The sequence below is a fragment of the Pseudomonas sp. 300 genome, from assembly GCF_055803035.1.
In genome coordinates, this window is sequence record NZ_JAVLRV010000001.1 from 15,612 (window position 1) to 40,409 (window position 24,798).

General features: G+C 59.7%; 22 protein-coding genes. 12 read left to right on the forward strand and 10 right to left on the reverse strand.

Annotation, left to right across the window (positions count from 1 at the left end):
• Nucleotides 1-88: 88 nt before the first annotated feature.
• Nucleotides 89-1,435, forward strand: coding sequence for a sigma-54-dependent response regulator transcription factor AlgB (gene algB / locus Q7W83_RS00075; protein ID WP_084317523.1), 1,347 nt, complete (start codon nucleotides 89-91; stop codon nucleotides 1,433-1,435).
• Nucleotides 1,436-1,445: 10 nt separating this feature from the next.
• The gene (locus Q7W83_RS00080) at nucleotides 1,446-3,236 is read left to right on the forward strand and encodes an ATP-binding protein (RefSeq protein ID WP_150630679.1); all 1,791 of its coding nucleotides are present in this window, start codon (nucleotides 1,446-1,448) and stop codon (nucleotides 3,234-3,236) included.
• A 7-nt stretch (nucleotides 3,237-3,243) separates the two neighbouring features.
• On the opposite strand, the gene Q7W83_RS00085 is transcribed toward Q7W83_RS00080, so the two are convergent.
• The 7 genes from Q7W83_RS00085 to Q7W83_RS00115 all read right to left on the reverse strand — a co-directional run bounded on the left by Q7W83_RS00085 (nucleotide 3,244) and on the right by Q7W83_RS00115 (nucleotide 10,563).
• Nucleotides 3,244-4,857 (reverse strand): EAL domain-containing protein, encoded by a 1,614-nt coding sequence (locus Q7W83_RS00085; protein ID WP_150630680.1) that lies wholly within the window; start codon nucleotides 4,855-4,857, stop codon nucleotides 3,244-3,246.
• 76 nt (nucleotides 4,858-4,933) lie between these two features.
• A complete protein-coding gene (locus Q7W83_RS00090; RefSeq protein WP_150654676.1) occupies nucleotides 4,934-5,716 on the reverse strand; it encodes an N-acetylmuramoyl-L-alanine amidase in 783 nt (260 codons plus the stop codon).
• Between the two features lie 103 nt (nucleotides 5,717-5,819).
• Nucleotides 5,820-7,883 carry a GGDEF domain-containing protein gene (locus Q7W83_RS00095; RefSeq protein ID WP_150654677.1) on the reverse strand — a complete coding sequence of 688 codons (2,064 nt, stop codon included), beginning with the start codon at nucleotides 7,881-7,883 and terminating at the stop codon, nucleotides 5,820-5,822.
• The gene (locus Q7W83_RS00100; protein WP_150630683.1) at nucleotides 7,880-8,758 is read right to left on the reverse strand and encodes an endonuclease/exonuclease/phosphatase family protein; all 879 of its coding nucleotides are present in this window, start codon (nucleotides 8,756-8,758) and stop codon (nucleotides 7,880-7,882) included. The genes Q7W83_RS00095 and Q7W83_RS00100 overlap by 4 nt, the downstream gene beginning before the upstream one ends.
• Nucleotides 8,759-8,772: 14 nt before the next feature.
• Nucleotides 8,773-9,414: a thiol:disulfide interchange protein DsbA/DsbL gene (locus tag Q7W83_RS00105; protein ID WP_150630684.1), complete on the reverse strand. Its 642-nt coding sequence runs from the start codon at nucleotides 9,412-9,414 to the stop codon at nucleotides 8,773-8,775.
• A gap of 200 nt (nucleotides 9,415-9,614) precedes the next feature.
• The gene (locus tag Q7W83_RS00110; protein ID WP_150630685.1) at nucleotides 9,615-10,226 is read right to left on the reverse strand and encodes a c-type cytochrome; all 612 of its coding nucleotides are present in this window, start codon (nucleotides 10,224-10,226) and stop codon (nucleotides 9,615-9,617) included.
• 46 nt (nucleotides 10,227-10,272) lie between these two features.
• Entirely contained in the window at nucleotides 10,273-10,563 is a 291-nt protein-coding gene (locus tag Q7W83_RS00115; protein ID WP_150630686.1) for a c-type cytochrome, read from the reverse strand.
• A gap of 191 nt (nucleotides 10,564-10,754) precedes the next feature.
• Here Q7W83_RS00115 and yihA point away from each other — a divergent pair, with 191 nt between their 5' ends.
• The gene (gene yihA, locus Q7W83_RS00120; protein ID WP_150630687.1) at nucleotides 10,755-11,399 is read left to right on the forward strand and encodes a ribosome biogenesis GTP-binding protein YihA/YsxC; all 645 of its coding nucleotides are present in this window, start codon (nucleotides 10,755-10,757) and stop codon (nucleotides 11,397-11,399) included.
• A 278-nt stretch (nucleotides 11,400-11,677) separates the two neighbouring features.
• Here the strand turns inward: yihA and polA are convergent, their stop codons facing one another.
• Entirely contained in the window at nucleotides 11,678-14,449 is a 2,772-nt protein-coding gene (polA, locus tag Q7W83_RS00125) for a DNA polymerase I (protein WP_150654679.1), read from the reverse strand.
• A 74-nt stretch (nucleotides 14,450-14,523) separates the two neighbouring features.
• On the opposite strand from polA, the gene Q7W83_RS00130 reads away from it, so the two are divergent.
• Entirely contained in the window at nucleotides 14,524-14,814 is a 291-nt protein-coding gene (locus Q7W83_RS00130) for a DUF2782 domain-containing protein (RefSeq protein WP_150654680.1), read from the forward strand.
• A 58-nt stretch (nucleotides 14,815-14,872) separates the two neighbouring features.
• Complete coding sequence (locus Q7W83_RS00135; protein ID WP_150630690.1) at nucleotides 14,873-15,823, forward strand: homoserine kinase; 951 nt, start codon at nucleotides 14,873-14,875, stop codon at nucleotides 15,821-15,823.
• Nucleotides 15,824-15,940: 117 nt separating this feature from the next.
• Here the strand turns inward: Q7W83_RS00135 and Q7W83_RS00140 are convergent, their stop codons facing one another.
• On the reverse strand, nucleotides 15,941-16,861 hold the full coding sequence (locus Q7W83_RS00140; RefSeq protein WP_473655521.1) for a zinc ABC transporter substrate-binding protein: 921 nt from the start codon (nucleotides 16,859-16,861) through the stop codon (nucleotides 15,941-15,943).
• Between the two features lie 66 nt (nucleotides 16,862-16,927).
• Between Q7W83_RS00140 and zur the strand changes: the two genes are divergently transcribed.
• Genes zur through Q7W83_RS00160 form a run of 4 tightly spaced genes read left to right on the forward strand, consistent with a single transcriptional unit; the run spans nucleotide 16,928 to nucleotide 19,730 of the window.
• Nucleotides 16,928-17,410, forward strand: coding sequence for a zinc uptake transcriptional repressor Zur (zur, locus tag Q7W83_RS00145; protein WP_150630692.1), 483 nt, complete (start codon nucleotides 16,928-16,930; stop codon nucleotides 17,408-17,410).
• The gene (znuC, locus tag Q7W83_RS00150; protein WP_150630693.1) at nucleotides 17,410-18,195 is read left to right on the forward strand and encodes a zinc ABC transporter ATP-binding protein ZnuC; all 786 of its coding nucleotides are present in this window, start codon (nucleotides 17,410-17,412) and stop codon (nucleotides 18,193-18,195) included. Before zur ends, znuC begins: the two co-directional genes overlap by 1 nt.
• Nucleotides 18,188-18,976, forward strand: coding sequence for a zinc ABC transporter permease subunit ZnuB (znuB, locus tag Q7W83_RS00155; RefSeq protein WP_150630694.1), 789 nt, complete (start codon nucleotides 18,188-18,190; stop codon nucleotides 18,974-18,976). The genes znuC and znuB overlap by 8 nt, the downstream gene beginning before the upstream one ends.
• Nucleotides 18,977-19,013: 37 nt before the next feature.
• Nucleotides 19,014-19,730 (forward strand): PA5502 family lipoprotein, encoded by a 717-nt coding sequence (locus Q7W83_RS00160; protein ID WP_150630695.1) that lies wholly within the window; start codon nucleotides 19,014-19,016, stop codon nucleotides 19,728-19,730.
• Between the two features lie 104 nt (nucleotides 19,731-19,834).
• Here the strand turns inward: Q7W83_RS00160 and katE are convergent, their stop codons facing one another.
• A complete protein-coding gene (gene katE / locus Q7W83_RS00165) occupies nucleotides 19,835-21,973 on the reverse strand; it encodes a catalase HPII (protein WP_150630696.1) in 2,139 nt (712 codons plus the stop codon).
• Between the two features lie 263 nt (nucleotides 21,974-22,236).
• Between katE and Q7W83_RS00170 the strand changes: the two genes are divergently transcribed.
• From Q7W83_RS00170 to Q7W83_RS00180, 3 genes are all read left to right on the forward strand, one after another.
• Nucleotides 22,237-23,244, forward strand: a complete 1,008-nt coding sequence (locus Q7W83_RS00170; RefSeq protein WP_150630697.1) for a methionine ABC transporter ATP-binding protein — start codon at nucleotides 22,237-22,239, stop codon at nucleotides 23,242-23,244.
• On the forward strand, nucleotides 23,244-23,918 hold the full coding sequence (locus Q7W83_RS00175) for a methionine ABC transporter permease (protein WP_150630698.1): 675 nt from the start codon (nucleotides 23,244-23,246) through the stop codon (nucleotides 23,916-23,918). Before Q7W83_RS00170 ends, Q7W83_RS00175 begins: the two co-directional genes overlap by 1 nt.
• A gap of 74 nt (nucleotides 23,919-23,992) precedes the next feature.
• Complete coding sequence (locus tag Q7W83_RS00180) at nucleotides 23,993-24,763, forward strand: MetQ/NlpA family ABC transporter substrate-binding protein (protein ID WP_150630699.1); 771 nt, start codon at nucleotides 23,993-23,995, stop codon at nucleotides 24,761-24,763.
• Nucleotides 24,764-24,798 lie beyond the last annotated feature (35 nt).

The following is a 24,798-nucleotide window of genomic DNA, read 5'->3' on the forward strand; positions in this document are numbered from 1 at the left end:
CTGTAGTCGGAATCGACCAGAATCAACCATGCAACTTGCCCGATTATTCCGGGACTAACCAAGATCATTCTTTAAGGAGCGTAGGAAAATGGAATCAGCCACTGAGCACCAAGGCCGCATTCTGCTGGTGGACGACGAGTCCGCCATCCTGCGAACGTTCCGATATTGTCTTGAAGACGAAGGCTACAGCGTCGCCACTGCCAACAGCGCGGCCCAGGCTGATGCGCTGCTGCAACGCCAGGTGTTCGACCTGTGCTTCCTGGATTTGCGCCTCGGTGAGGACAATGGCCTCGACGTGTTGGCGCAGATGCGCATTCAGGCGCCGTGGATGCGCGTGGTGATCGTCACCGCACATTCGGCTGTGGACACCGCGGTGGATGCCATTCAGGCCGGCGCCGCTGATTATCTGGTCAAGCCGTGCAGCCCCGATCAATTGCGCCTGGCCACCGCCAAGCAACTGGAAGTGCGGCAACTGTCGGCACGTCTGGAGGCGCTGGAAGGTGAAGTGCGCAAACCCAAGGACGGTCTGGATTCCCACAGCCCAGCGATGAAAGTGGTGCTTGAAACCGCACGCCAGGTGGCCAGCACGGATGCCAACATCCTGATCCTCGGCGAGTCCGGTACGGGTAAGGGTGAACTGTCTCAGGCTATTCACGGCTGGAGTAAACGCGCGAAAAAATCCTGCGTCACCATCAACTGCCCATCGCTGACCGCCGAATTGATGGAAAGCGAGCTCTTCGGCCACAGCCGTGGCGCGTTCACCGGCGCCAGCGAAAGCACCCTCGGGCGAGTGAATCAGGCTGACGGAGGAACGCTGTTTCTCGACGAGATCGGCGATTTTCCCCTGACGTTGCAACCAAAATTACTGCGTTTCATTCAGGACAAAGAATATGAGCGCGTTGGCGATCCGGTCACCCGCCGCGCCGATGTGCGCATCCTCGCGGCCACCAACCTCAACCTTGAAGACATGGTCCGCGACGGCCGTTTCCGCGAAGACTTGCTCTATCGCCTGAACGTCATCACGTTGCACCTGCCGCCGCTGCGCGAACGACGGGAAGATATCCTGAACCTGGCTGACCGTTTTCTGGCCCGGTTCGTCAAGGAATACGCACGTCCGGCGCGGGGTTTCAGTGATGAAGCCCGTGAAGCGCTGCTCAGCTATCGCTGGCCCGGTAACATCCGCGAGTTACGCAACGTGGTCGAGCGGGCAAGCATCATTTGTCCACAGGAGCGGGTCGAAATCAGCCACTTGGGCATGGCCGAAACCCCGGTCAACAATGCGCCACGCATCGGCGCAGCGTTGAGTCTGGATGAGCTGGAGAAAGCTCACATCGGTGCGGTCCTCGCTACCGCCGACACCCTGGATCAAGCCGCCAAGACGCTCGGCATCGACGCTTCGACGCTCTACCGCAAACGCAAGCAGTACAACTTGTGAGCCTTGCACGATGAAACTGGCGATGAAGTTGCGTACTCGGCTTTTTTTGAGTATTTCCGCCCTGATCACCGTAGCGCTGCTGGGACTTCTGCTCGGCCTGGTCAGCGTGATGCAGATGGCGGGAACCCAGGAAGCGCTGATTCGCAACAACTTCGTCACCCTGGACCTGGGCCTGAAGATGCGTCAGACCTTGGGCGATCAACTGATCCTCATGCTGGGTGACAAACCCGATGCTGCAGCGTTTGAAGCGTCCAAACAGCATTATTTTCAGCTGCTGGATGAAGGCATCGCCCATGAGCAGAGCCAGGCGAGCAATCCATACGGGTTCAGAAAGGCCAAAGACGATTACCTGCGGTTTCTTGAGGCGCTTGACCAGACACGCGATCCGTCTCATGTCCTGAGTGGCAACGAAGACCTCACCGAAAAATTCAACGTGTTGCGCAACGGGCTGATTACCGAGCACAAGCGAGCGCTGGATAACATCAATCAAACGCAACGTCAGGCGCGGGAACGAGCGCTGCTGATTGCCGGCCTGCTCGGGCTGGTCGGACTGGCGGTGCTGATCATCGGTTTTGTCACCGCTCATGCGATTGCACGCCGTTTCGGCGAACCGATCGAGGCCTTGGCCCAGGCCGCCGACAACATCGGCCAAGGCAATTTCGAGGTAACCCTGCCGATTTCCTCGGCAGTGGAAATGAACCTGCTGACCAAGCGATTCGGGATCATGGCCGAGGCTTTGCGTCAGCATCAGGCCACCAACATCGACGAGTTGCTCGCGGGCCAGCAGCGTTTGCAGGCGGTGCTCGACAGCATCGACGACGGCCTGCTGATGATCGACCGCGATGGCCATCTGGAACACCTCAACCCGGTGGCGCAGCGCCAGTTGGGTTGGGACACCGATCGTCTTGGCCAAGGGCTGGGCACCGCGCTCGAACGACCCGAGCTGGATCAACAGCTGCAATTGGTGCTGCGGGGCGGTACGTTGGAGCGGGCGCCGGAGGACCTGAGTATCGAAGTCGATGGCGAGTCGCGGTTGCTCACCTACAGCCTCACACCGGTCAGTCATACGCAGGGCCATATTCTGGGCGCGGTGATGGTGTTGCATGACGTCACCGAGCAGCGTGCTTTCGAGCGGGTGCGCAGCGAGTTTGTGTTGCGCGCTTCCCATGAGCTGCGCACGCCGGTCACCGGGATGCACATGGCATTCGGCCTGTTCCGTGAGCGCGCGCATTTCCCGCAGGACTCGCGAGAAGCTGATCTGCTGGACACGGTCAATGAAGAGATGCAGCGTTTGATGCAGTTGATCAACGACTTGCTGAACTTCTCCCGCTACCAGAACGGACTGCAGAAACTCTCGCTGGCGCCGTGCTCCATCGAAGAGCTGCTGGAGCAGGCCCGGTCGCGATTTGCCGATTCGGCGCAAGAGAAGGGCATCGACCTGCTGGTCGAGGTACAAGGGCCGTTACCGTGGTTGCAGGCCGATCAGCCGCAACTGGAGCGAGTGCTCGATAACTTGATCGACAACGCTCTGCGCCATACCGGCCCTGAGGGCCAGATACGCTTGCAGGCACGGCGTCATGGGGAGCGGGTGATCATCAGCGTCGAGGATAATGGCGAAGGCATCGCCTACGGCCAGCAGGGGCGTATCTTCGAACCCTTTGTTCAGGTTGGGCGCAAGAAGGGTGGCGCAGGGCTCGGCCTGGCGTTGTGCAAGGAAATCGTGCAGTTGCACGGTGGACGGATGGGCGTTTATTCGAGGCCGGGGCAGGGCACGCAGTTCTATATGGCGCTGGCGGTTTAACGCGCGTTTACGCCTCGTCATCAAGGCGTCGCCCGGCCAGTCGCCTACCCCGGGTAATCAGCTCGATGAACTGAACGGCGCTCAATGCATGGGCGAACAACCAGCCCTGGCCGAACTTCACCCCTTCACTGCTCAAAAATTGGGCCTGGGCCTCATGCTCGATGCCTTCGGCAATCACCTTCAGGTGCAGTGACTGGGCCATGCGAATGATGTGCGGTGCCACGCCACTGCTGGCGGCGTCATGCCCCAGCGCATCGATGAAGGCTTTGTCGATTTTCAGGCAGTCCACTGGCAGGGTTTGCAGGTAGGCGAGGCTGCAATAGCCGGTGCCGAAGTCATCGATCAACACCTGATGCCCGACATCGCGCAGGGCTTGCAGGTTTTCCCGCGCCACCACCACGTCAATCAATCCCCGCTCGGTCACCTCAAAGGCAATCTGTTTGGCCGCAACCCGGTGCAAAGTCAGCAGGCGCGCCATCACCTGACCGATTCGCGGCACCATGACATCGCACGCCGCGAGGTTCACCGAAATGTACAGTTGCGGATTGGCCCGCAACAACTGCCCCAGCTGTTCCAGCAGGCGTTGCAGGACGAAGTCGGTCATCTGGCGGATCTGGCCGGTGTTCTCCGCCATCGGAATGAACAGATCGGGGCTGGTCAGGGTGCCGTCCGGCCGACGCCAGCGCAGCAACGCTTCGGCGCCGACACAGTTGCGGCTGTCGAGGTCGAAGATCGGTTGATACAACACCTGCAACTCGCCTCGTCGTATCGCACCGGTCAATTCGGCGTCCAGCGACTGCCGCTGGCGCACCAGCAAAAACACCATGAAGCCCACACACACGCCTAGTGCCAGGCTGGCCGGCAGTAACCACCACCAGACGCTCGCCACATGCTTGCCGGTGCGCGGGGTGATCAGCACCAATTGGTACTCTGGGTTGTTGGTCGGCATGCGGTAGATGAGGTGACTCTGAGTGATCTGCAAGGCATCACTGCTTTTCGGTGGCCAGGGTTCGGTCGGTGGCCAGACCTGGGACGATCCCAGAACCGGGATCGCACGTGTGCCGTGGTCGAGTACCACCAGAAGGCTGCTTCCCGGTGACAGATCGACCATGTCGGTCAAATGCCCGCGAGACGTCGCGACGCGAAAATTGCCACGCCCGAGCATCAGCGCGGCCCGGTTTTCGTCGGGTTCGGTGGTGGTGTTCAGCCAGTAGCTGTAGGTGGGGCCTTTGATGTCCGGTGCCCGGATCAGCGACAGCCCTTCCTGGCGAGGACGGTTCGAGCAGATCCGCGAGGCATCCATATAAGCGGCTTCGTAAACGAAGCGGTAATTGAAGGTGACCTGCTGCAACGTCGCGATCATTTCGTCGTCGCAGCTTCGCAGTGGTTGAGCTTCGAGATCATCCAGGCTCTCGCGCAGCTGTCCGAAAAGCTGTTCCAGGCGGGCAAGGAAGCGCTCGCCCTGGGCATTCATTTCCAGGCTTTCATTCTGCTCGACCTGATGCAAGGCCATGAAAAGGCTGCCGGTCATCAGCAATGTCGTGCTCAAGGCAGCAGCCAGTATCGCCAAAAACCAGGGGCGATAGAACCAGCTACGAAGTGTCTCTCGAGCAGCAGGCATATGGGAATATCCGAAGAATTACCAATGAGTTATAGCTGCTGATTGGGAAAAAGCCCGGACCGTCGGGCGGGCGTCATTATTTTGTCTGATTCAACACCTGAAGCAGTGCGGCGGTTTGCGCGTCTGGCAGGCCATCGAAGCGCGACGGTCGGAAATGCATTTGAAACGCTGCGATCACATGACGCGTCGCCACATCCAGTTCACCGGTTTGTGGCGTGGCATACCCCAGGCGGGCCAACTGCCCCTGAAACCAGCTGATACTCGGCATTTGTAAATCGAAACGGGTTTGTTGACGCGCCACAGCCTGCTCGTCAGGCCAGACGCCGAGGCCTTCGGCGGCAAGACGTTTCCAGGGGAAAAGCGGCCCCGGGTCAAGCTTGCGCAGCGGAGCGATGTCGCTATGGCCGATGATGCTGCGTGGGTTGATGGCATAGCGCTTGCTGATGTCTTTGAGCAAGACGATCAGAGACTGGACCTGGGCTTCGCTGTAGGGGTACCAGTAGCGCCCGCCGGTCGGGGTTTCCTTGAATCCCGGATTGACGATTTCGATGCCGATGGAGCTGGAGTTCAACCAGGTACGGCCTTGCCACTCACTTTCACCGGCGTGCCACGCCCGCTGGCTTTCATCCATCAACTTATAGAGGGTGGCGTTTGTATCGTCGCCGATCAGGTAGTGGCTGCTGACTTCGCCACGGGTCAGCAATTGCAGCGAGCGTTCGAGCGAGGCGGAGGTGTAATGCACCACCACGAACTGAATGCGGCTGTCGTGATTGACAGAGGGATGGCTGGTGTCGAACCGGGGACCGCTGGTGCAGCCGGCCAACAGGATCAGCGACACGATGAGAGCAAGATATTTCATGGCAGAAGGCAATACACGCGAGACAGTAATGCAACAGTGTAACGTACTGCCTGGCGCGAGAATGGTTGGCGCGAACTTTTAAACAAAATGGAACAATTGGCTGTCAGCCCAGTTCCACTCGGTTACGGCCAGCATGTTTTGCACGGTACAGCGCCTGATCGGCTCTTTTAAGCACCACATCGCTGTGTTCGCCGGGCTTGAACGCTGTCAGTCCCATGGAAATAGTGATGGTCACCGGCTCACTTTTGAAATGAAACGGGCAGGCTTCGATCGCCGCGCGCAAGCTTTCCAGAAGTTTCGCGCCGACGGCCGGCGCTGTGGCGGGCATTAACAGGACAAATTCTTCTCCGCCAAAGCGGGCAATGAAATCTGTCCCACGCAGGCGTTTGCGCAACACCGTGGCGATGATTTTCAGTACTTTGTCGCCCGCCAGGTGGCCATAGTTATCGTTGATGCGTTTGAAATGGTCGAGGTCGAGCATGGCCAGCAGAAGGGTGTTGCCGTGCTGCTGCCACTGTTGGATTTCGTGGTCGAGCCGTTCGCTCCAGGCCGCCCGGTTCGGCAGCCCGGTCAGCGGGTCGATCAAGGCTTTCTGGCGTTGCTCTTCGAGGTGTTCGCGATAACCCTGGGCTTCCTGCTCCATGTGCGCCACCCGTTCGGCCAGGCCTTTGAGGCGGACGGCCACTTCCTGTTCGCGTTCGTCGCGCTGTTTCTGGTGTTGGTCCATGGTACCGAGCAGGCCTTCGAGGTGGTTCTCCAGCACGTGCTTGAGGTCCTCCAGGTCTGCGGCGTCCTGCATGCTGCTCTGCAATCCGTCGACTTGCTCGCGGATCTGCGTGTCCATTTGCCGAGCGGCCGATCGGTTGTCGTCATGGCCATCGCTGGCGGCTTGCAAGTTGCTCTGGAACGACTCAAGGCGTTCGTTGAGTTGCTGCAAGTAAACTTCGAACTCGTGCTGGCCGCTGTTGTTGATTGCCAGCATCAAGGTTGCCAGGTCATCGAGGATCGGCAGCAGTTCGTACCAGTTCAAACCGTTTCGCAGGCGATCACGCATCGCTTCGGCTTGGGGGCGGTGACGCTCGGGCAGCGACAAGTCGTCGAGCAGTCCCAGTAGCGTGTCTTCGATGTGCTTGGCCACTGAGCTGTAGGATGGCTCGGGCGAGTCCGGAAGGGCGTAGAGAATATCGTGTTCTGGCTGTTCCGGATCGATGGCGGCCAGCGCTTGGGCCATGGCCGAGGGCAGTGGCAGGCTGTCGAGAAACACCACCGGAGTCAGTTCATCGGGATTGCCGGTCGGTTGAGCCTCGACAACCGGTGTGATTGCGGCGGGTGAAGGCTGGTTTGGTTGTTGAGCCTCCGGTTGTGCCGGTGTTTCCGGTTCGGGCGCTTGCAGGGGTTCAAGCACTGGTGGCACAAACGCCACGACCGTCGGGGGCGGCGGGGTGTCTATTGGCGTCTCGATCACCTGCGGCTCGGCAGCGGTTTCGGCTTCGGGCACGGTCGCTGGTGGCTCTGCAACGGCTGGCGAGGATTCGACGGTTACTCGTGGCGCCTCGGCAGGCAAAGCAGCCATGGTTTCGACAGGCACCGGAGCGGACACCTGGGCCTCAGGCGCCGCCGCTTGCGGGGTGGCTTCATCCGCTTCACGACTGCCGAACAATCGTTGCAGTAAACCCGGACGACCAGGTTCTGCCGGATTCTCCAGCTGACTCAAGGCTTTGCCCTGCAGGCCGCTCAGTTCGCTGAGCAGCAACGGGATCTCGCGCGCCTGGCTGACGCGTCCTTCCAGGGTTTTGGCGAAGTTCTTGAGTGGCCGGCTCACTTCCCGGGGCAGCGGCAACGTTTGCAGTTGTGCAACCAGCGAGGTCAGGGCGGCACTGGTCTGATTGACCCGGGTTTCGCGACGCTGTTCGGAGTCGAGTACAGCTTTTTCCAGTCGTGGAAGCAGCGCCGCCAGACCCGCATCCATATCGTTGGTGCGGATGACTTCACGCATTTCTTTCATGCACTGGTCTACTGCGCGGTCGGTGCCTTCGGCCGCTAATGTACTGCGCACCAAACCCCGGCGCAGCAGGTCGAGCCTGGCGTCCCAGCGACGCTCGAGTTTTTCCTGTTGTTCGATGCTTTTGAGGTATTTCTCTTTCCAGCGCTGTGCTTCGTCGCTCATTCAGGGGTTCCGCGAGGGGCAGGACTCAACGCGGGGAATGCATCGGCCGTGAGCGAACCCGGCAGACGAATCTCTACCGCGACCGGCAGGTGATCGGAAATAGGTTGTGCCAGCACTTCGACCTTTTCCAGTGTCAGGGTCGGGCTCAGCAGAATGTGGTCCAGGCAGCGCTGCGGGCGCCAGCTGGGGAAGGTCGCCTCCAGTTGCGGCGCGAGCAGACCGAGGTCTCGCAACGCGGAGTTTTGCAGCAGGTCACTGGCATGAGTGTTCATGTCGCCCATTAGCACCTGGTGTTTATAGCCGCCAATCAACTCGCGGATATAAGCCAGTTGCATGCTGCGGGTACGTGCACCCAGCGCCAGATGCATCATGACCACCACCAGCGCTTCCGGACCTTCGCCGAAGCGCACCAGAATCGCTCCGCGACCCTTGGGCCCCGGCAGCGGATGATCTTCGATCGCCCACGGGCGCAGACGGCTGAGCACGCCATTGCTGTGCTGGCCGAGGCGACCTAGGTTGCGATTGAGTTGTTGATACCAGTAGGGGAAGGCGCCGAGTTGCGCCAGGTGTTCCACTTGATTGACGTAGCCGGATCGCAGGCTGCCGCCATCGGCTTCCTGCAGGGCGACCAGATCGAAGTCGCCCAACAGATTGCCGATCTTTTGCAGATTGTCGGCACGCCCGGTGTGCGGCAACAGGTGTTGCCAGCCCCGGGTCAGGTAGTGCCGATAGCGCTCGGTACTGATGCCGACCTGGATGTTGAAGCTGAGCAAGCGCAGACGGCTGTCTGCGGGCAAGCCCGTCGATTCCAGGTGATGTTCGTTGACCCGCGGATCGTGCAGGCCTACGACGCGTTCAGTTCCCCAGCGGCGCATGGCAGTCGCCGCGCTTAGTTGGCAGCAGCCTTGTTAGCGGCCCGCTCTTTGTCGACCAGTTTGTCGGCCAGTTGCAACGCCTGCTCGGCGCCGCCGGCAGAACCCACGTCAAAGCGATACTTGCCGTTGACGATCATGGTTGGAACGCCGGAGATTTCATACTTTTTGGCCAGCTCGCGAGCTTTGTTGATCTGGCCCTTGATGGCGAAGGAATCGAAGGTCGCCAGGAACTTGTCCTTGTCTACGCCTTGAGTCGCCAGGAAGTCGGCCATTTCATTCTTGTCGACGAGTTTCTTGTGCTCTTTCTGGATCGCATTGAAGACCGCCGCGTGCACCTTGCTCTCGACGCCCATGGCTTCGAGGGTCAGGAACATCTGGCCGTGTGCGTCCCATGGGCCGCCGAACATCGCAGGAATGCGCACGAAATTCACGTCGGAAGGCAGTTTCTCGACCCAAGGGTTGATCACTGGCTCGAACGCGTAGCAATGCGGGCAGCCGTACCAGAACAGCTCCACCACTTCGATCTTGCCAGGCACTGCAACCGGAACCGGATTGCTCAGTTCGACATAAGGGGCGGCAGGTGCTTCGGCGGCTTGGGCAGTCATGCCGAACAGGCTGGCAGCGACGAGTGCGGCGCTGATGATCAGATTACGCATGCTTTACTCCTGGACAATTTTGGTCGCCTCGCGCGACCTGTTTTCAGACAGGTCGTGGCGGGCTTGAGTTCTGTAGTGTAACGGCAGCAGGCACAAAAAAGGGTGGCCTGAGCCACCCTTTTTATACTTGCTGCGACGGATTAATAGAGCGTTAACGTTGCAGGAGATGTACACCTCGCATAACGCCCTATCCGCCGGTCTTAGTGCAGGCCCTGAATGTAGCTGGACACCGCAGCGATGTCTTCGTCGCTCAGGCGTTTGGCAATGGTCTGCATGGTTTTGGTGTCGCCATCGTTGCTACGACCGCCTTCTTCCTTGCGGAAGTCGGTCAGCTGCTTGGCAATGTATTGCGCGTGCTGGCCACCCAGGTGCGGGAAGCCGGCGGCCGCGTTGCCTGCGCCATTAGGCGAGTGGCAGCCGGTGCAGGCTGGCAGGCCCTTGGCAATGTCGCCACCACGGAACAATGCTTCACCGCGAGCCACGACTTTCGGATCGGCGGCGCCAACGCTGCCTTTCTGGCTGGCGAAGTAGGCGGCGATATCGGCCAGGTCCTGATCGCTCAGGTTGGTCAGCAGCCCGGTCATTTCCAGTACCGTGCGTTTGCCGGACTTGATGTCGTGCAGCTGCTTGTTCAGATAACGCTCGCCCTGACCTGCCAGTTTCGGAAAGTTAGGCGCCATGCTGTTGCCATCCGGGCCATGACAGGCGCCACATACTGCGGCTTTCGCCTGACCAGCAGTCGCATCACCTGCAGCATGGGCAATACCGGAAATCCCCACGGTCAACAGCAGACTCACGATCAATTTGTTCATCAGCTAATCCAACTACGGCTAAGGGTTAAAGAGTTATGGACCGGGATCACTCGCTCATCCACTGGATGATGACTTGGTAATCCTCGGCACTGCAGTCCATGCACAAACCACGCGGCGGCATCGCCTTGAAACCCTGGGTCACGTGTTGCACCAGCGTCTCCATACCTTTCGCCAACCTCGGCGTCCAAGCTTCCTGATCGCCCTTTCTGGGCGCCATGGGGAGTTGGCCGGAATGACAGGCACCACAAACACGGTTGTACACAGCTTCCGGATCCTGTGTAGCCTGAGCGCTGTAAAGCGGCATCAAGACACCGGCAGCTAGCAGCCATTTCGTCATAAAACGACCTTTTCAGGGTTGAGAGCGTTGTGCGTTCTAATGCGCAATCAAGGTCAATCGCTCTCGTGAACTTCATCCTACGCTGGGACAAAGCGCACACAAAATCTGCGGCATTATATACTGGCGTCACTGAAACGGAAACGACACCGCTTGCCGCGTCCATTCCCGGCGCCGCCCACATCGGAAATCCCATGCAACTCAAGAACCCCATCCTCGGCCTGTGCCAACAGTCCACCTTCATGCTCAGCGCTGCCAAAGTCGACCAATGTCCCGACGACGAAGGCTTTGAAGTGGCCTTCGCCGGGCGTTCCAACGCCGGTAAATCCAGCGCGTTGAACACCCTGACGCATGCCAGCCTGGCGCGGACCTCGAAAACCCCGGGTCGCACGCAACTCTTGAACTTCTTCAAGCTAGACGATGATCGGCGTCTGGTCGACCTGCCAGGTTACGGTTACGCGAAAGTACCTATCCCGTTGAAGCTGCACTGGCAGCGTCACCTGGAAGCTTATCTGGGTGGTCGCGAGAGTTTGAAAGGCCTGATTTTGATGATGGACATCCGTCATCCAATGACCGATTTCGACCTGCTGATGCTCGATTGGGCCGTCGCCAGTGGCATGCCGATGCACATTCTGCTGACCAAAGCGGACAAACTAACCTACGGCGCGGCGAAAAACGTCCTGCTCAAGGTGCAGTCGGATATCCGCAAAGGCTGGGGTGATGCGATCACCATTCAACTGTTTTCGGCGCCAAAACGTCTGGGCCTGGAAGACGCCTACACTGTACTGGCGGGCTGGATGGAGCTGGCGGACAAGGGCGCGGAGCCCGTCGAGCAGTAAATCGCAGGCAAAAAAAACCCCGGACTTCTTATGGGGAGGGGGAAGTTCCGGGGTCCAAGTTCCGGACCGCTAGGGCGGGGTCCAGATATCTGCCAACACTTAACACAACATAGGAGCATTGAAGGGCTTCACCAGCCATTCAGTAACTCTGAGTGGCACTTCACAGGTTTAGTTCCGGCGTTTCAGAAACCATTTGAAATAAGCCGGATCGCTATCCGAAATAAGCGCCCTTCGGCCGTCTGCCGCGGCACTATGCCGCAGCATTACGATCCTGTAGATCAGTGAGCCTCATCCCAGTTATTGCCTACGCCAACCTCGACCAGCAGCGGCACATCAAGCTTCGCGGCTTCGCTCATGTGCACGCGAATTTCCTCACGAACCTGATCGATCAGGTCTTCACGCACCTCAAGCACCAACTCATCGTGTACCTGCAGGATGACTTTGGCGTCGAGACCTGATGAGGTCAGCCAGTTATCCACAGCCACCATGGCTTTCTTGATGATGTCCGCCGCCGTGCCTTGCATCGGCGCATTGATCGCCGTGCGTTCGGCGCCTTTGCGCAGGGCCGGGTTTTTCGCGTTGATTTCCGGCAGGTACAGACGACGACCGAAGAGGGTCTCGACAAAACCTTGCTCGGCCGCCTGGGCGCGGGTGCGCTCCATGTACTCAAGAACGCCTGGATAGCGGGCGAAATAGCGGTCGATGTACGCCTGGGACTGTTTGCGATCGACGCCGATCTGCTTGGCCAGGCCAAACGCACTCATGCCGTAGATCAAACCGAAGTTGATCGCCTTGGCGCTGCGGCGCTGATCAGTGGTGACCTCTGCCAGCTCGACGCCGAACACTTCGGCGGCGGTGGCTTTGTGTACGTCCAGGTTATTGCGGAAGGCGTGCAGCAAACCTTCGTCCTTGGCCAGGTGAGCCATGATTCGCAGTTCGATTTGCGAGTAGTCCGCGGCCAGCAGCTTGTAGCCTTTTGGCGCTACGAACGCCTGACGAATCCGCCGACCTTCGGCGGTGCGGATCGGAATGTTCTGCAGGTTCGGATCGCTGGACGACAAACGTCCCGTCGCCGCGACAGCCTGATGATAAGACGTGTGAATCCGCCCGGTGCGCGGGTTGATCTGCTCCGGCAGGCGGTCGGTGTAAGTGCTTTTCAGTTTGCTCATCGAGCGGTATTGCATCAGCACTTTGGGCAGCGGGTAATCCTGCTCGGCCAGTTCCGCCAGCACCGCTTCGGCCGTTGAAGCCTGACCCTTGGCGGTTTTGCTGAGGATCGGCAGACCGAGTTTTTCGTACAGGATCACGCCCAATTGCTTCGGCGAACCGAGGTTGAATTCCTCACCGGCGATGGCAAATGCCTCACGCTCCAGCGCGACCATCTTTTCGCCCAGCTCAACGCTCTGGATGCCCAGCAGGTTGGCGTCGACCAACGCGCCCTGACGTTCGATTCGCGCAAGCACCGGCACCAGCGGCATTTCGATGTCGCTCAGGACCTTGCTCAGGCTCGGAATTGCATTGAGCTTTTCCTGCAGGGTTTGATGCAGGCGAAGCGTTACGTCGGCATCCTCGGCGGCATACGGGCCGGCCAGTTCCAGGGAGATCTGGTCAAAGGTCAGCTGCTTGGCGCCTTTGCCGGCGATGTCCTGGAAGCTGGTGGTGGTGTGATTCAGGTACTTGAGCGCCAGGCTGTCCATGTCGTGGCGGGTCGCGGTCGAGTCCAGCACGTAGGATTCGAGCATGGTGTCGAAGGCGATGCCTTGCACGGTGATGCCGCAGCTCTGATCGCCGCCGATGGCGCAGTTGGCCAGGATGTTCATGTCGAACTTGGCGTGCTGGCCGACCTTGAGTTTGTTCGGATCTTCCAGAATCGGTTTCAGCGCGCGAAGTACGGTGTCGCGATCCAGCTGATCCGGCACGCCCATGTAGGAATGGGTCAGAGGAATGTAGGCGGCTTCGTTGGCTTGTACCGCGAACGACAGGCCGACCAGTTGCGCCTGCTGCGCATCGATGCCGGTGGTTTCGGTATCGAATGCGATCAGCCTGGCGTCGTTGAGTTTCTTAAGCCACAGGTCGAAATCGGCCTGGGTGAGGATCGTGGTGTATTTGAGTTCGCTCTCGACGGCCGCTTCTTCAACCACCGGCGCGGTGACTTCCTGGCCGGAACGCTTGGCGTCACGCTGGTTTTCTTCGAACCAGCTTTTGAACTCGAGCAGGGTGTAGAGCTCGGCGAGCTTGTCGTGATCCGGCTTGCCCATTTGCAGGTCATCAAGGCCGATGTCCAGCGGCACGTCGATCTTGATCGTTGCCAACTGATAGGAGAGGAAAGCCATCTCCTTGTGCTCTTCGAGCTTGGCCGGCAGTGTTTTCGCACCGCGAATCGGCAAGGTCGGGACGATATCGAGCTGGGCATACAGCTCGGTCAGGCCGCCGTTTACGCCGACCAACAGACCGGAAGCGGTCTTGGGGCCGATGCCCGGAACGCCGGGGATGTTGTCGGACGAATCGCCCATCAGTGCCAGATAATCGATGATCTGCTCGGGAGCGACGCCGAATTTCTCCTTCACGCCTTCAACGTCCATGCTGCTACCGGTCATGGTGTTGACCAAGGTAATGTGGCCGTCGACCAGTTGCGCCATGTCCTTGTCGCCGGTGGAGATGATCACTGGGCGGTCAGCGGCAGCACTGCTGCGCGCCAGGGTGCCGATCACGTCATCGGCCTCGACGCCTTCGACGCACAGCAGCGGGAAGCCCAGGGCGATCACGCTCTGATGCAGCGGTTCGATCTGCACGCGCATGTCGTCGGGCATGCTCGGGCGGTTGGCCTTGTACTCGGCGAACATTTCGTCCCGGAATGTCCCGCCCTTGGCGTCGAACACCACGGCGAACGGACTGTCCGGGTACTGCTTGCGCAGACTCTTGAGCATGTTCAGCACGCCTTTGACCGCCCCGGTCGGCAGACCTTTGGACGTGGTCAGCGGTGGCAGGGCGTGAAAGGCGCGGTACAGGTAAGAAGAACCGTCCACCAGGACGAGGGGGGCTTGGCTCATGAGCAGGATCAACCTTTTCGGCGGGTCAGGCGCTAGAATAGCGGGACCGTTGACGACAAAGGGACAAGGTTATCATGCGCACACTCAATCGCCTGTTGCTGGCTGGCTTGTTTGCAACCGTTCCACTGGCCGTCATGGCGGCGGATGATGCACCGACTCCGGAGCCGGAAGTCACGATCCGCACGGAAGGGGACAAAGTCATTCAGGAGTACCGCCAAAACGGTTTCCTGTATGCGATCAAGGTTACGCCGAAGAATGCACCGCCGTATTTCCTGGTACGCGCGGACGGGTCGGATGCGAACTTCATCCGCTCGGATCAGCCGGATATGCTGATTCCGTCGTGGAAGATTTTTGAGTGGAAGTAGTTTCTTAATTTCAATCGGCGCTGGCTCAAGCAGCGGCGCCCGTACTGGCAGTTAAAACATGTCTGTGTTCACCCCGCTGGCTCGGCCCGAGCTGGAAACCTTTCTCGCCCCCTACGGCCTCGGCCGCCTGCTTGATTTCCAGGGGATTGCTGCCGGCAGCGAAAACACCAACTTCTTTATCAGCCTGGAGCAGGGCGAATTTGTCCTGACCCTGGTTGAGCGCGGTCCGGTTCAGGAGATGCCGTTCTTCATCGAATTGCTGGACGTGCTGCATGAAGCCGATCTGCCGGTGCCCTATGCCTTGCGCACCACCGACGGCATCGCCTTGCGCGAACTGGCCGGCAAGCCTGCGTTGTTGCAGCCGCGTCTGGCTGGCAAGCACATCAAGGTCGCCAACGCACAGCATTGCGCCCAAGTGGGTGAGCTGCTCGGACACCTGCATCTGGCAACCCAGGCCAACATGATCAAGCGCAAGACCGACCGCGGCCTGGACTGGATGCTGGAAGAGGGCACGCAGCTGTTGTCGCACCTGAATGCCGAGCAGAGCGATTTGCTGCAGCGGGCGCTGGACGAAATCACACAGCAAAAAGAGAAAATCCTGGCGCTGCCACGGGCCAACATCCACGCGGACCTGTTCCGCGACAACGCGATGTTCGAAGGCACGCACCTGACCGGGTTGATCGACTTCTACAACGCGTGCTCGGGGCCGATGCTCTACGACGTGGCGATTGCCTTGAACGACTGGTGTTCGGACGACGACGGGTTGATCGATGGCCCACGAGCGCGGGCGTTGCTGGGGGCTTATGCCGCGTTGCGACCCTTCACCGCTGCCGAGGCCGAGTTGTGGCCGACCATGCTGCGTGTGGCCTGTGTGCGGTTTTGGCTGTCGCGATTGATTGCCGCAGAGACATTCGCCGGGCAGGACGTGTTGATTCACGATCCGATGGAGTTTCAATTGCGATTGGCGCAGCGGCAGAAGGTCAGTACGCCGTTGCCGTTCGCCCTCTAAAAGCATCGCGGGCAAGCCACGCTCCCACAGGGCCTGTGTTGTTCACAATATTGGCGAACGACACAGGCCCTGTGGGAGCGTGGCTTGCCCGCGATTGGGGCGACACGATTTTCTGGACTACAACGACTCCAGGCACCCCGCCAAATCATTCCCCAACTTCTCCAGCATGTGCTCGTACCCCTGAGCAGTCGCCGGCGTATACCCGCCCAGCGCATCCAGCTCCGCCAGTTTCACCGGCAAACCTGCCACCAGCGTTTCCGCCAGGCGCGGCCGCAACGGTGGTTCGCTGAATACACAGGTCTTGCCCACTTCCTGCAAACGGGAGCGCATCGCCGCGACGTGCTGGGCACCAGGCTGCACTTCGGCGGCGACGCTGAACACACCAGTGTGCTTGAGGCCGTAAGCGTCTTCGAAGTAGTCGAACGCTTCATGGAACACAAAGTACGGTTTGCCTGCGATACTCGCCAGCCGCGCCTTCAAGCGCAGGTCCAACGCGTCGAGACGGTCATCAAATGCTTTGAGATTGCTCTGATAGCGCGCCGCGTTGTCCGGATCGATAGAGCTCAGGTCCGCGGCCATTTTCGCTGCGATCACCCGAGCGTTGACCGGCGATAACCACAAATGCGCGTCCAGGCTGCCCGGACGGTGATCGTGATCATGCTCGTCGGCTTCTTCGGCGTGCGAGTGACTGTCTTCGGCGAAACGGCGCAATTTCAGTCCCGGCAAATCCTGCACGGCAACGCTCGGTAGCGTACGACCATTCAGTACGCGAGGCAGGAAACCTTCCATGCCCGGCCCGATCCAGTACAACAGATCCACCGACTGCACCTTCCGTACGTCGGACGGGCGCAGCGCATAGTTATGCGGCGAAGCTCCCGGCGGCAGCAGCACTTCCGGAATCGCCACACCGTCCTGTACCGCAGCGGCAATCAACTGCAGCGGCTTGATGCTGGTGAGGACTTTGACGTCGGCCTGGACAGAACCGATCAGCAGAAAACTGGCGACAAATGCGACAAATACAGAAAAAAGTCGGGACACGATGACCACTCGTAGAGGCGAGAACGGGTAACATAATAACGTCTCTCACAAAACTCGTCGCCGCTCATGCCTAAAACACCGATTGCCAGCCGTCCCCACGACCACTCTCATTGCGTGCATAGCGCACTGTCTGAGGCCGATGCCTTGTGCGCACGTCAAGGCCTGCGCCTGACCGCCCTGCGCCGGCGGGTGCTGGAACTGGTGTGGCAAAGCCATAAGCCGTTGGGTGCCTACGACATCCTTGCGGTGCTCAGTGAGCAGGACGGCCGCCGCGCCGCGCCGCCGACCGTGTACCGTGCGCTGGATTTCCTTCTGGAAAACGGCCTCGTGCACCGCATCTCCTCGCTGAACGCCTTTGTCGGCTGCAATCACCCGGAACACGCGCACCAGGGCCAGTTCCTGATCTGCCGCGAATGCCACGCCGCCATCGAACTCGAACAGAAATCCATCAGCGACGCGATTGTCACCAGCGCCAAGGATGTCGGGTTCGTTGTCGAAGGCCAGACCGTTGAAGTGGTCGGCCTTTGCTCGGGTTGCCAGGGGGTTTGATGAGCAACGCGCTGATCCGCCTTGAGCAGGTTGCTGTCACGTTTGCCGGGCAAAACGTGCTGGATAACATCGAGCTGAGCGTCGAGCCGGGGCAGATCGTCACCCTGATCGGCCCCAACGGTGCCGGCAAAACCACCCTCGTGCGTGCGGTGCTCGGTCTGTTGAAGCCGGACAGCGGCAGCGTATGGCGCAAGCCGAAACTGCGCGTTGGTTACATGCCGCAAAAACTTCACGTCGATCCGACGCTGCCGCTGTCGGTGTTGCGCTTTCTGCGCCTGGTGCCGGGCGTGGATCGTGTTCGCGCCTTGGCCGCCCTCAAGGAAGTCGGCGCCGAACAGGTGATCGATAGCCCGGTGCAAAGCGTTTCCGGCGGTGAAATGCAGCGCGTGCTGCTGGCCCGGGCGCTGTTGCGCGAGCCTGAATTGCTGGTGCTTGATGAACCGGTGCAAGGCGTAGACGTGGCCGGTCAGGCCGAGTTGTACAGCCTGATCACCCGTCTGCGTGACCGTCACGGCTGCGGCGTGTTGATGGTTTCCCACGATTTGCATTTGGTGATGAGCACCACCGATCAAGTGGTCTGCCTCAACCGTCACGTCTGCTGTTCCGGCCATCCCGAGCAGGTCAGCGGCGATCCGGCTTTCGTCGAGCTGTTCGGAAAGAACGCCCAAAGCCTGGCGATTTATCACCACCATCACGACCACGCGCATGATCTGCATGGTTCGGTGGTCAGCGCGGCCCCGTCGGCCCAACCTCACGTTCACGGAGATAGCTGCAAGCATGGCTGATTTTCTGCTCTACGCCCTGCTTGCAGGTCTGGCACTGGCGCTGGTGGCGGGCCCGTTGGGTTCGTTCGTGGTCTGGCGGCGCATGGCTTATTTTGGCGACACGTTGTCCCACGCCGCTTTGCTCGGCGTGGCGTTGGGCTTTCTGCTGGATGTCAGTCCGACGGTGGCGGTCACCGTCGGTTGTTTGCTGTTGGCGGTGTTGCTGGTGACCTTGCAACAGCGTCAGCCGCTGGCGTCCGACACGCTTTTGGGAATTCTCGCACCGAGCACGCTCTCTCTGGGGCTGGTCGTACTAAGCTTCATGCACGAAGTGCGGATCGACCTGATGGCGTACCTGTTCGGCGATTTGCTGGCGATCAGCCCGACCGATCTGGCATGGATTCTCGGGGGCAGCGCCGCTGTTCTGGCTTTGCTGATAACGTTGTGGCGGCCATTGCTGGCGATCACGGTGCATGAAGAACTGGCCAGGGTAGAAGGTTTGCCCGTGCCGGCGCTGCGCCTGACCTTGATGTTGCTGATCGCCGTGGTGATCGCGGTGGCGATGAAAATTGTCGGTGTGTTGCTGATTACATCGCTGTTGATCATCCCCGCCGCTGCGGCACAACGTCACGCCCGGTCACCGGAACAGATGGCACTGGGCGCGAGCCTGCTGGGCATGCTCGCGGTGTGTGGCGGGCTGGCGTTGTCGTGGTTCAAGGACACCCCGGCGGGCCCATCGATTGTTGTGACGGCCGCCGCACTGTTTCTGCTGAGTTTTGTCCTGCCCCGTCGAGGGGTGTAGACTTGCTCGTTTTTTGCGCAAATAGAGAGTCGCAGGAATGAAGCCGTTCGCCTCCCGTTATCTGCTCCTTGTCGCATTTTCGCTGCTACTGGGCGCATGCCAAAGCACGCCACCGGCGGCCCCCGAGGCCACTGATGCGCGGGCCACGGCCATCGCACAGCTTGAGCAAAGTCTCGCCAGCAGCGAACTGGCCACTGCCGAAGGTCAATTGGGCGCCTTGCAGGCCGAGTCACCCAACGATCAATCCCTTGAGCAATACCAGCGTCAATTGGCTGAAGCCTACCTGTTGCGCAGTCGCATCGTGCTGCAAAAAGGTGATGTGAATGCTGCCGCGACAGCGTTGAGCCGCGCTCGCGCGTTGATGCCCAAGGCGCCGGCGCTGACCGGCGGGGTCAACAATGCCATCGTCAATGCGCGCAAAGCTGAACTGGATAAAGCCGAAGCAGCGCTAAAGGCTGCCGAAGCCAAGCCGCAGGCAAAAGTGATTGATCCGACGGCTGAAAGCACCACGGTTGCGTTGAATCTCACCGACATGGGCAAACTTCGTCGGCAACTCGACGCTATCGCCGCCGATGTGGTGAATTATCAGTGTGATGTCAGCATTCAGGCGCCACGTACGCAGGACTACCCTTGGTTGGCGACGTTGTTGACCAAGCGAGTGAAGAAGCTGGACTCGGGGTTTGATCTGAATCTGGAAAAACAGATCCTGCGCAACATTCCGGCGCAGATGGTTTTGAGTCCGCGTAAACCCTGAAAGCATCGCGAGCAGGCTCGCTCCCACAGTGGATTTGTGGTCAACCTGTAACCCTGTGGGAGCGAGCCTGCTCGCGATAGCGTCCTTGCTATCGATACAAAACCTTAAGCCGGAATCGCCTTGGCCTTAGGCTCCCGATCCCACACCCGATGCTGCCCGATCGCGGCGAAAAACGGCTTGATCAACTTGGCATCCGTCCCCACGATCAACCCTGCATCAGCCTCCAGCTTCAGCACATCCAGCAACTGCTTCGCCTCGCCTTGCAGCGCGATTGCCTTCAAATGCTTGTAAGCCTCCAGCACGTAGTGCAGCGCCACGCCATCACCGCTCAACGCCTGGATGGATGCCGCGCCACCGGGCACGAACACCGCGTCGAATGCAATCGAAGGCAGCCCTTCCATCGAAGCATCCACGGGCAGTGACTTGCCGTCAGCGGTGGTCACCGGCGCCGAAGTCGGGCCAAGCAATTTGGCATGCGCGCCTTCTGCCATCAGCGCTTTCTTCATGGCATCGATAGCTGCGCCATCAACTCCATTGGCCGCCAGAATCGCCACTTTTCGGGTTTTGATATCGCCCGGTAGCAAGTTCGCCTGGCTCAGCGCGGGTGAGCGATCCAGTGTGACTTTGCGCACTTCGACCGTCCCGGCTTTCGGAGCGGGCAAGCCGAGGTTTTGCGCCACGCGTTTGGCCAGTTCCAGATCGATATTGGCGAGGATCTCGTTCACTTCGCGCGCCCGGATATGCTCTCGCTCCACCTTGCCCAACTCAAAACTGTAAGCCGAGATGATGTGTTCCTGCTCGTGCTTGCTCATGCTGTGGAAAAACAGCCGCGCCTGAGAGAAGTGGTCGCTGAACGACTCGCTGCGCTGACGGATCTTGTTGGCGTCGATGCGTTCCGGATAACTCTCGAAGCCGCCGTCCTGAGCGGCTGGCGGCGTCTCTTTCGGCCAGCCGCCATCAATGGAGTTGGGCTCGTAGGACGCACGACCCTTGTCGATGGTGGTGCGGTGCAACGCATCCCGCTGGCCGTTATGGAACGGCGCCACCGGACGGTTGATCGGGATCTCGTGAAAATTCGGCCCGCCGAGTCGGCTGATCTGCGTGTCGGTGTAGGAAAACAGCCGACCTTGCAGCAACGGATCGTTGGAAAAATCGATCCCCGGCACGATGTGTCCCGGGCAGAAGGCGACTTGTTCGGTTTCGGCGAAGAAGTTGTCCGGGTTGCGGTTCAGCGTCATTTTGCCCAGCGGCGTGATCGGTACCAGTTCTTCCGGGATCAGTTTGGTCGGGTCGAGGATGTCGAAGTCGAAACTGTGTTCGTTTTCCTCTTCGATGATCTGCACGCCCAGCTCCCATTCCGGGTAATCGCCCATCTCGATGGACTCCCAGAGATCGCGCCGGTGATAGTCGGTGTCCTTGCCGGCGAGCTTCTGTGCTTCGTCCCACACCAGCGAACACGTGCCGGCAGTCGGGCGCCAATGGAATTTGACGAAGCGCGATTTGCCCTCGGCGTTGATCAGCCGGAACGTGTGCACGCCAAAGCCCTGCATGCTGCGCAGGCTTTTCGGGATCGCCCGGTCGGACATTGCCCAGATCACCATGTGTGCCGACTCGGGCACCAGCGAGACAAAATCCCAGAAAGTGTCATGCGCCGAGCCGCCGGTAGGCATCTCGTTGTGTGGCTCGGGTTTTACCGCGTGAACGAAGTCAGGAAACTTGATTGCGTCCTGTATGAAAAATACCGGCATGTTGTTGCCCACCAGGTCGAAGTTGCCTTCGTCGGTGAAGAACTTCACGGCGAAACCTCGTACGTCGCGCACGGTATCGCCTGACCCGCGTGGACCCTGAACGGTGGAAAAACGCACGAACACCGGGGTTTGCTTGCCCGGATCCTGCAGGAAGCCAGCCTTGGTCAGCACTGAATGGTTTTCATAGCTCTGGAAGTAACCATGAGCGCCGGTGCCGCGGGCATGGACGATGCGCTCTGGTATGCGCTCATGGTCAAAGTGCGTGATTTTTTCACGCATGATGAAGTCTTCCAGCAGCGACGGCCCGCGAGCGCCGGCCTTCAACGTATTCTGGTTATCCGACACCTTCACGCCCTGGTTGGTGCGCAGGGCCTGTTCGGTGGCGTCGGAACGAAAGTTTTCCAGGCTGTCGAGCTTGGTATTGGTGTTGCCGCGGTCCAGGGTATCGGTTCCGGCCAGAGCGCTTTTGGGGGCGGCAGGTTTTTTAGTACTCATCAGTCGTAGACTCCTAGTTGCGATTCCTGCCGTAGCCAGGAAGTTTATGCAGGCCCAGGCACGGCACCGGGGGCGTTTTCGAGTTGCCTTATTAATGACTGATGGGGTTTTTAGCCGTTCCTTTTTTCTGACCTTTGATCGCGTTATTGCCAAATCGAAGGTTGAATGCGGAATAAATGCTAATAACCTCTATACGGACAGGCTAAAATGCGCGCCCGGCTAACCGCTGATCCTTTTTCAACGCGCCCCACAAGGTTCGCTACGTGATCGAGTTTCAAAACGTCCACAAAACCTACCGCGTCGCCGGTAAGGATATTCCCGCCCTGCACCCGACCAGTCTGTCGATTGAGAACGGTCAGGTCTTCGGCCTGATTGGTCATTCCGGTGCGGGAAAAAGTACCCTGCTACGTCTGATCAATCGCCTGGAGAACGCCAGTGGCGGCAAGATCATCGTCGACGGCGAAGAAGTCACGGCGCTGGACGCCAACGGCTTGCGACGCTTCCGTCAGCAGGTCGGGATGATTTTCCAGCATTTCAACCTGCTGGCATCCAAGACCGTGGCCGACAACGTCGCGTTGCCGCTGACCCTGGCGGGTGAACTGTCGCGCAGCGAGATCGACCAGCGTGTGGCCGAGTTGCTGGCGCGGGTAGGTCTGTCCGACCACGCCAAAAAGTACCCGGCGCAGTTGTCGGGTGGCCAGAAGCAACGCGTCGGCATCGCCCGCGCCCTGGCGACCAAGCCGAAAATCCTGCTGTGCGATGAAGCCACCAGCGCCCTGGACCCGCAGACCACAGCGTCGGTCCTGCAATTGCTGGCCGAGATCAATCGCGAGTTGAAGCTGACCATCGTCCTGATCACCCACGAGATGGATGTGATCCGTCGCGTCTGTGACCAGGTGGCCGTGATGGACGCTGGCGTGATCGTCGAGCAAGGTTCGGTCGCCGAGGTGTTCCTGCATCCCAAGCACCCGACTACCAAGCGTTTCGTGCAGGAAGACGAGCAGATCGACGACAGCGAACAGCGCGACGATTTTGCTCACGTGCCGGGCCGTATCGTGCGTCTGACTTTCCAGGGCGAAGCGACCTACGCGCCATTGCTGGGAACCGTCGCTCGGGAAACGGGCGTGGACTACAGCATCCTGGCCGGTCGTATCGACCGCATCAAAGACATTCCCTACGGGCAATTGACCCTGGCAGTCACCGGCGGCGACATGGAGGCGGCGTTTGCCCGCTTCACCGCGGCTGATGTCCACATGGAGGTGCTGCGTTGATGGACGCCCTGACAAGTTTCTTCTCCAATATCGACTGGTTCGAAATCTGGCTGGCCACCGGCGACACTCTGCTGATGCTCGGCGGTTCGCTGTTGTTCACCGTTTTGCTGGGCTTGCCGCTGGGCGTGCTGTTGTTTCTCTGCAGCCCGCGTCAGTTGCTGGAAGCAAAAGGCGTATACGCGATGTTGTCGCTGGCGGTGAACATCCTGCGTTCATTGCCTTTCATCATTTTGCTGATTGTGATGATCCCGTTCACCGTGTTGATCACCGGCACTTCGCTGGGTGTCGCCGGTGCGATTCCGCCGTTGGTGGTCGGTGCCACGCCGTTCTTCGCGCGTCTGGTGGAAACCGCTTTGCGTGAAGTGGATCGCGGCATCATCGAAGCGACCCAGGCCATGGGCGCGACGACACGTCAGATCATCACCAATGCCTTGCTGCCGGAAGCCCGTCCGGGCATCTTCGCGGCGATTACGGTGACAGCTATTACACTGGTGTCCTACACGGCGATGGCCGGTGTGGTCGGCGCGGGTGGTCTGGGTGACCTGGCGATCCGTTTCGGATACCAGCGCTTCCAGACTGACGTGATGGTCGTCACGGTGGTGTTGCTGCTGGTGCTGGTTCAAGTGTTGCAAACCGTTGGCGACAAGTTGGTCGTACACTTTTCGCGCAAATAATTTATGAGCAGGCCATTTGCTGGCGGGCGCCGCAAACAGGCGCCGCAAGCGGATATTCACAAGGAGTTAGCTGAATGAAAAAACTACTCGTCGCGTTTGCTGCCGTTGCAGCCTTTTCCGCCCATGCCGACACCCTGACCGTCGCGGCCACCCCGGTCCCGCACGCAGAAATCCTCGAATTCGTGAAACCGGCCCTGGCCAAAGAAGGCGTGGACCTGAAGGTCAAAGTCTTCACCGACTACATTCAGCCGAACGTACAAGTGGCCGAGAAACGTCTGGACGCCAACTTCTTCCAGCACCAGCCGTACCTCGATGAGTTCAACAAGGCCAAGGGCACCCATCTGGTTTCCGTGGCCGGCGTGCACCTGGAACCGCTGGGTGCTTACTCCAGCAAATACAAAGCGCTGACCGAACTGCCGGGCGGCGCCAACGTGGTGATCCCGAACGACGCCACCAACGGCGGCCGTGCGCTGTTGCTGCTGGCCAAGGCTGGCCTGATCAAGTTGAAGGATTCGAACAACATCCTGTCGACCGTCAAGGACATCACCGAGAACACCAAGGACCTGAAAATCCGCGAACTGGAAGCCGCGACCATCCCGCGCGTGCTGACCCAGGTCGACCTGGCGCTGATCAACACCAACTACGCGCTGGAAGCCAAGCTCGATCCGGCCAAGGATGCGCTGGTCATCGAAGGCAGCGACTCGCCGTACGTGAACATCCTCGTTGCCCGCCCGGACAACAAGGACAGCGAAGACATGAAGAAACTGGTTGCCGCGCTGCACAGCCCGGAAGTGAAAGCCTTCATTCTCGAGAAGTACAAAGGCGCGGTCGTGCCGGCGTTCTGATTTGAAGCTGTAACGAAAAATGGGGCGCATTCAAT

Coding starts and splice junctions, on each gene's coding strand:
- algB (WP_084317523.1), top strand. CDS start 89: ATGGAATCAGCCACTGAGCACCAAGGCCGCATTCTGCTGGTGGACGAC.
- Q7W83_RS00160 (WP_150630695.1), top strand. CDS start 19,014: ATGAAGCCGTTCGCCTCCCGTTATCTGCTCCTTGTCGCATTTTCGCTG.
- Q7W83_RS00180 (WP_150630699.1), top strand. CDS start 23,993: ATGAAAAAACTACTCGTCGCGTTTGCTGCCGTTGCAGCCTTTTCCGCC.
- Q7W83_RS00115 (WP_150630686.1), bottom strand. CDS start 10,563: ATGACGAAATGGCTGCTAGCTGCCGGTGTCTTGATGCCGCTTTACAGC.
- Q7W83_RS00080 (WP_150630679.1), top strand. CDS start 1,446: ATGAAACTGGCGATGAAGTTGCGTACTCGGCTTTTTTTGAGTATTTCC.
- katE (WP_150630696.1), bottom strand. CDS start 21,973: ATGAGTACTAAAAAACCTGCCGCCCCCAAAAGCGCTCTGGCCGGAACC.
- zur (WP_150630692.1), top strand. CDS start 16,928: ATGCCTAAAACACCGATTGCCAGCCGTCCCCACGACCACTCTCATTGC.
- znuC (WP_150630693.1), top strand. CDS start 17,410: ATGAGCAACGCGCTGATCCGCCTTGAGCAGGTTGCTGTCACGTTTGCC.
- polA (WP_150654679.1), bottom strand. CDS start 14,449: ATGAGCCAAGCCCCCCTCGTCCTGGTGGACGGTTCTTCTTACCTGTAC.
- Q7W83_RS00095 (WP_150654677.1), bottom strand. CDS start 7,883: ATGAGCGACGAAGCACAGCGCTGGAAAGAGAAATACCTCAAAAGCATC.
- Q7W83_RS00130 (WP_150654680.1), top strand. CDS start 14,524: ATGCGCACACTCAATCGCCTGTTGCTGGCTGGCTTGTTTGCAACCGTT.
- Q7W83_RS00110 (WP_150630685.1), bottom strand. CDS start 10,226: ATGAACAAATTGATCGTGAGTCTGCTGTTGACCGTGGGGATTTCCGGT.
- yihA (WP_150630687.1), top strand. CDS start 10,755: ATGCAACTCAAGAACCCCATCCTCGGCCTGTGCCAACAGTCCACCTTC.
- Q7W83_RS00100 (WP_150630683.1), bottom strand. CDS start 8,758: ATGCGCCGCTGGGGAACTGAACGCGTCGTAGGCCTGCACGATCCGCGG.
- Q7W83_RS00175 (WP_150630698.1), top strand. CDS start 23,244: ATGGACGCCCTGACAAGTTTCTTCTCCAATATCGACTGGTTCGAAATC.
- znuB (WP_150630694.1), top strand. CDS start 18,188: ATGGCTGATTTTCTGCTCTACGCCCTGCTTGCAGGTCTGGCACTGGCG.
- Q7W83_RS00085 (WP_150630680.1), bottom strand. CDS start 4,857: ATGCCTGCTGCTCGAGAGACACTTCGTAGCTGGTTCTATCGCCCCTGG.
- Q7W83_RS00090 (WP_150654676.1), bottom strand. CDS start 5,716: ATGAAATATCTTGCTCTCATCGTGTCGCTGATCCTGTTGGCCGGCTGC.
- Q7W83_RS00135 (WP_150630690.1), top strand. CDS start 14,873: ATGTCTGTGTTCACCCCGCTGGCTCGGCCCGAGCTGGAAACCTTTCTC.
- Q7W83_RS00105 (WP_150630684.1), bottom strand. CDS start 9,414: ATGCGTAATCTGATCATCAGCGCCGCACTCGTCGCTGCCAGCCTGTTC.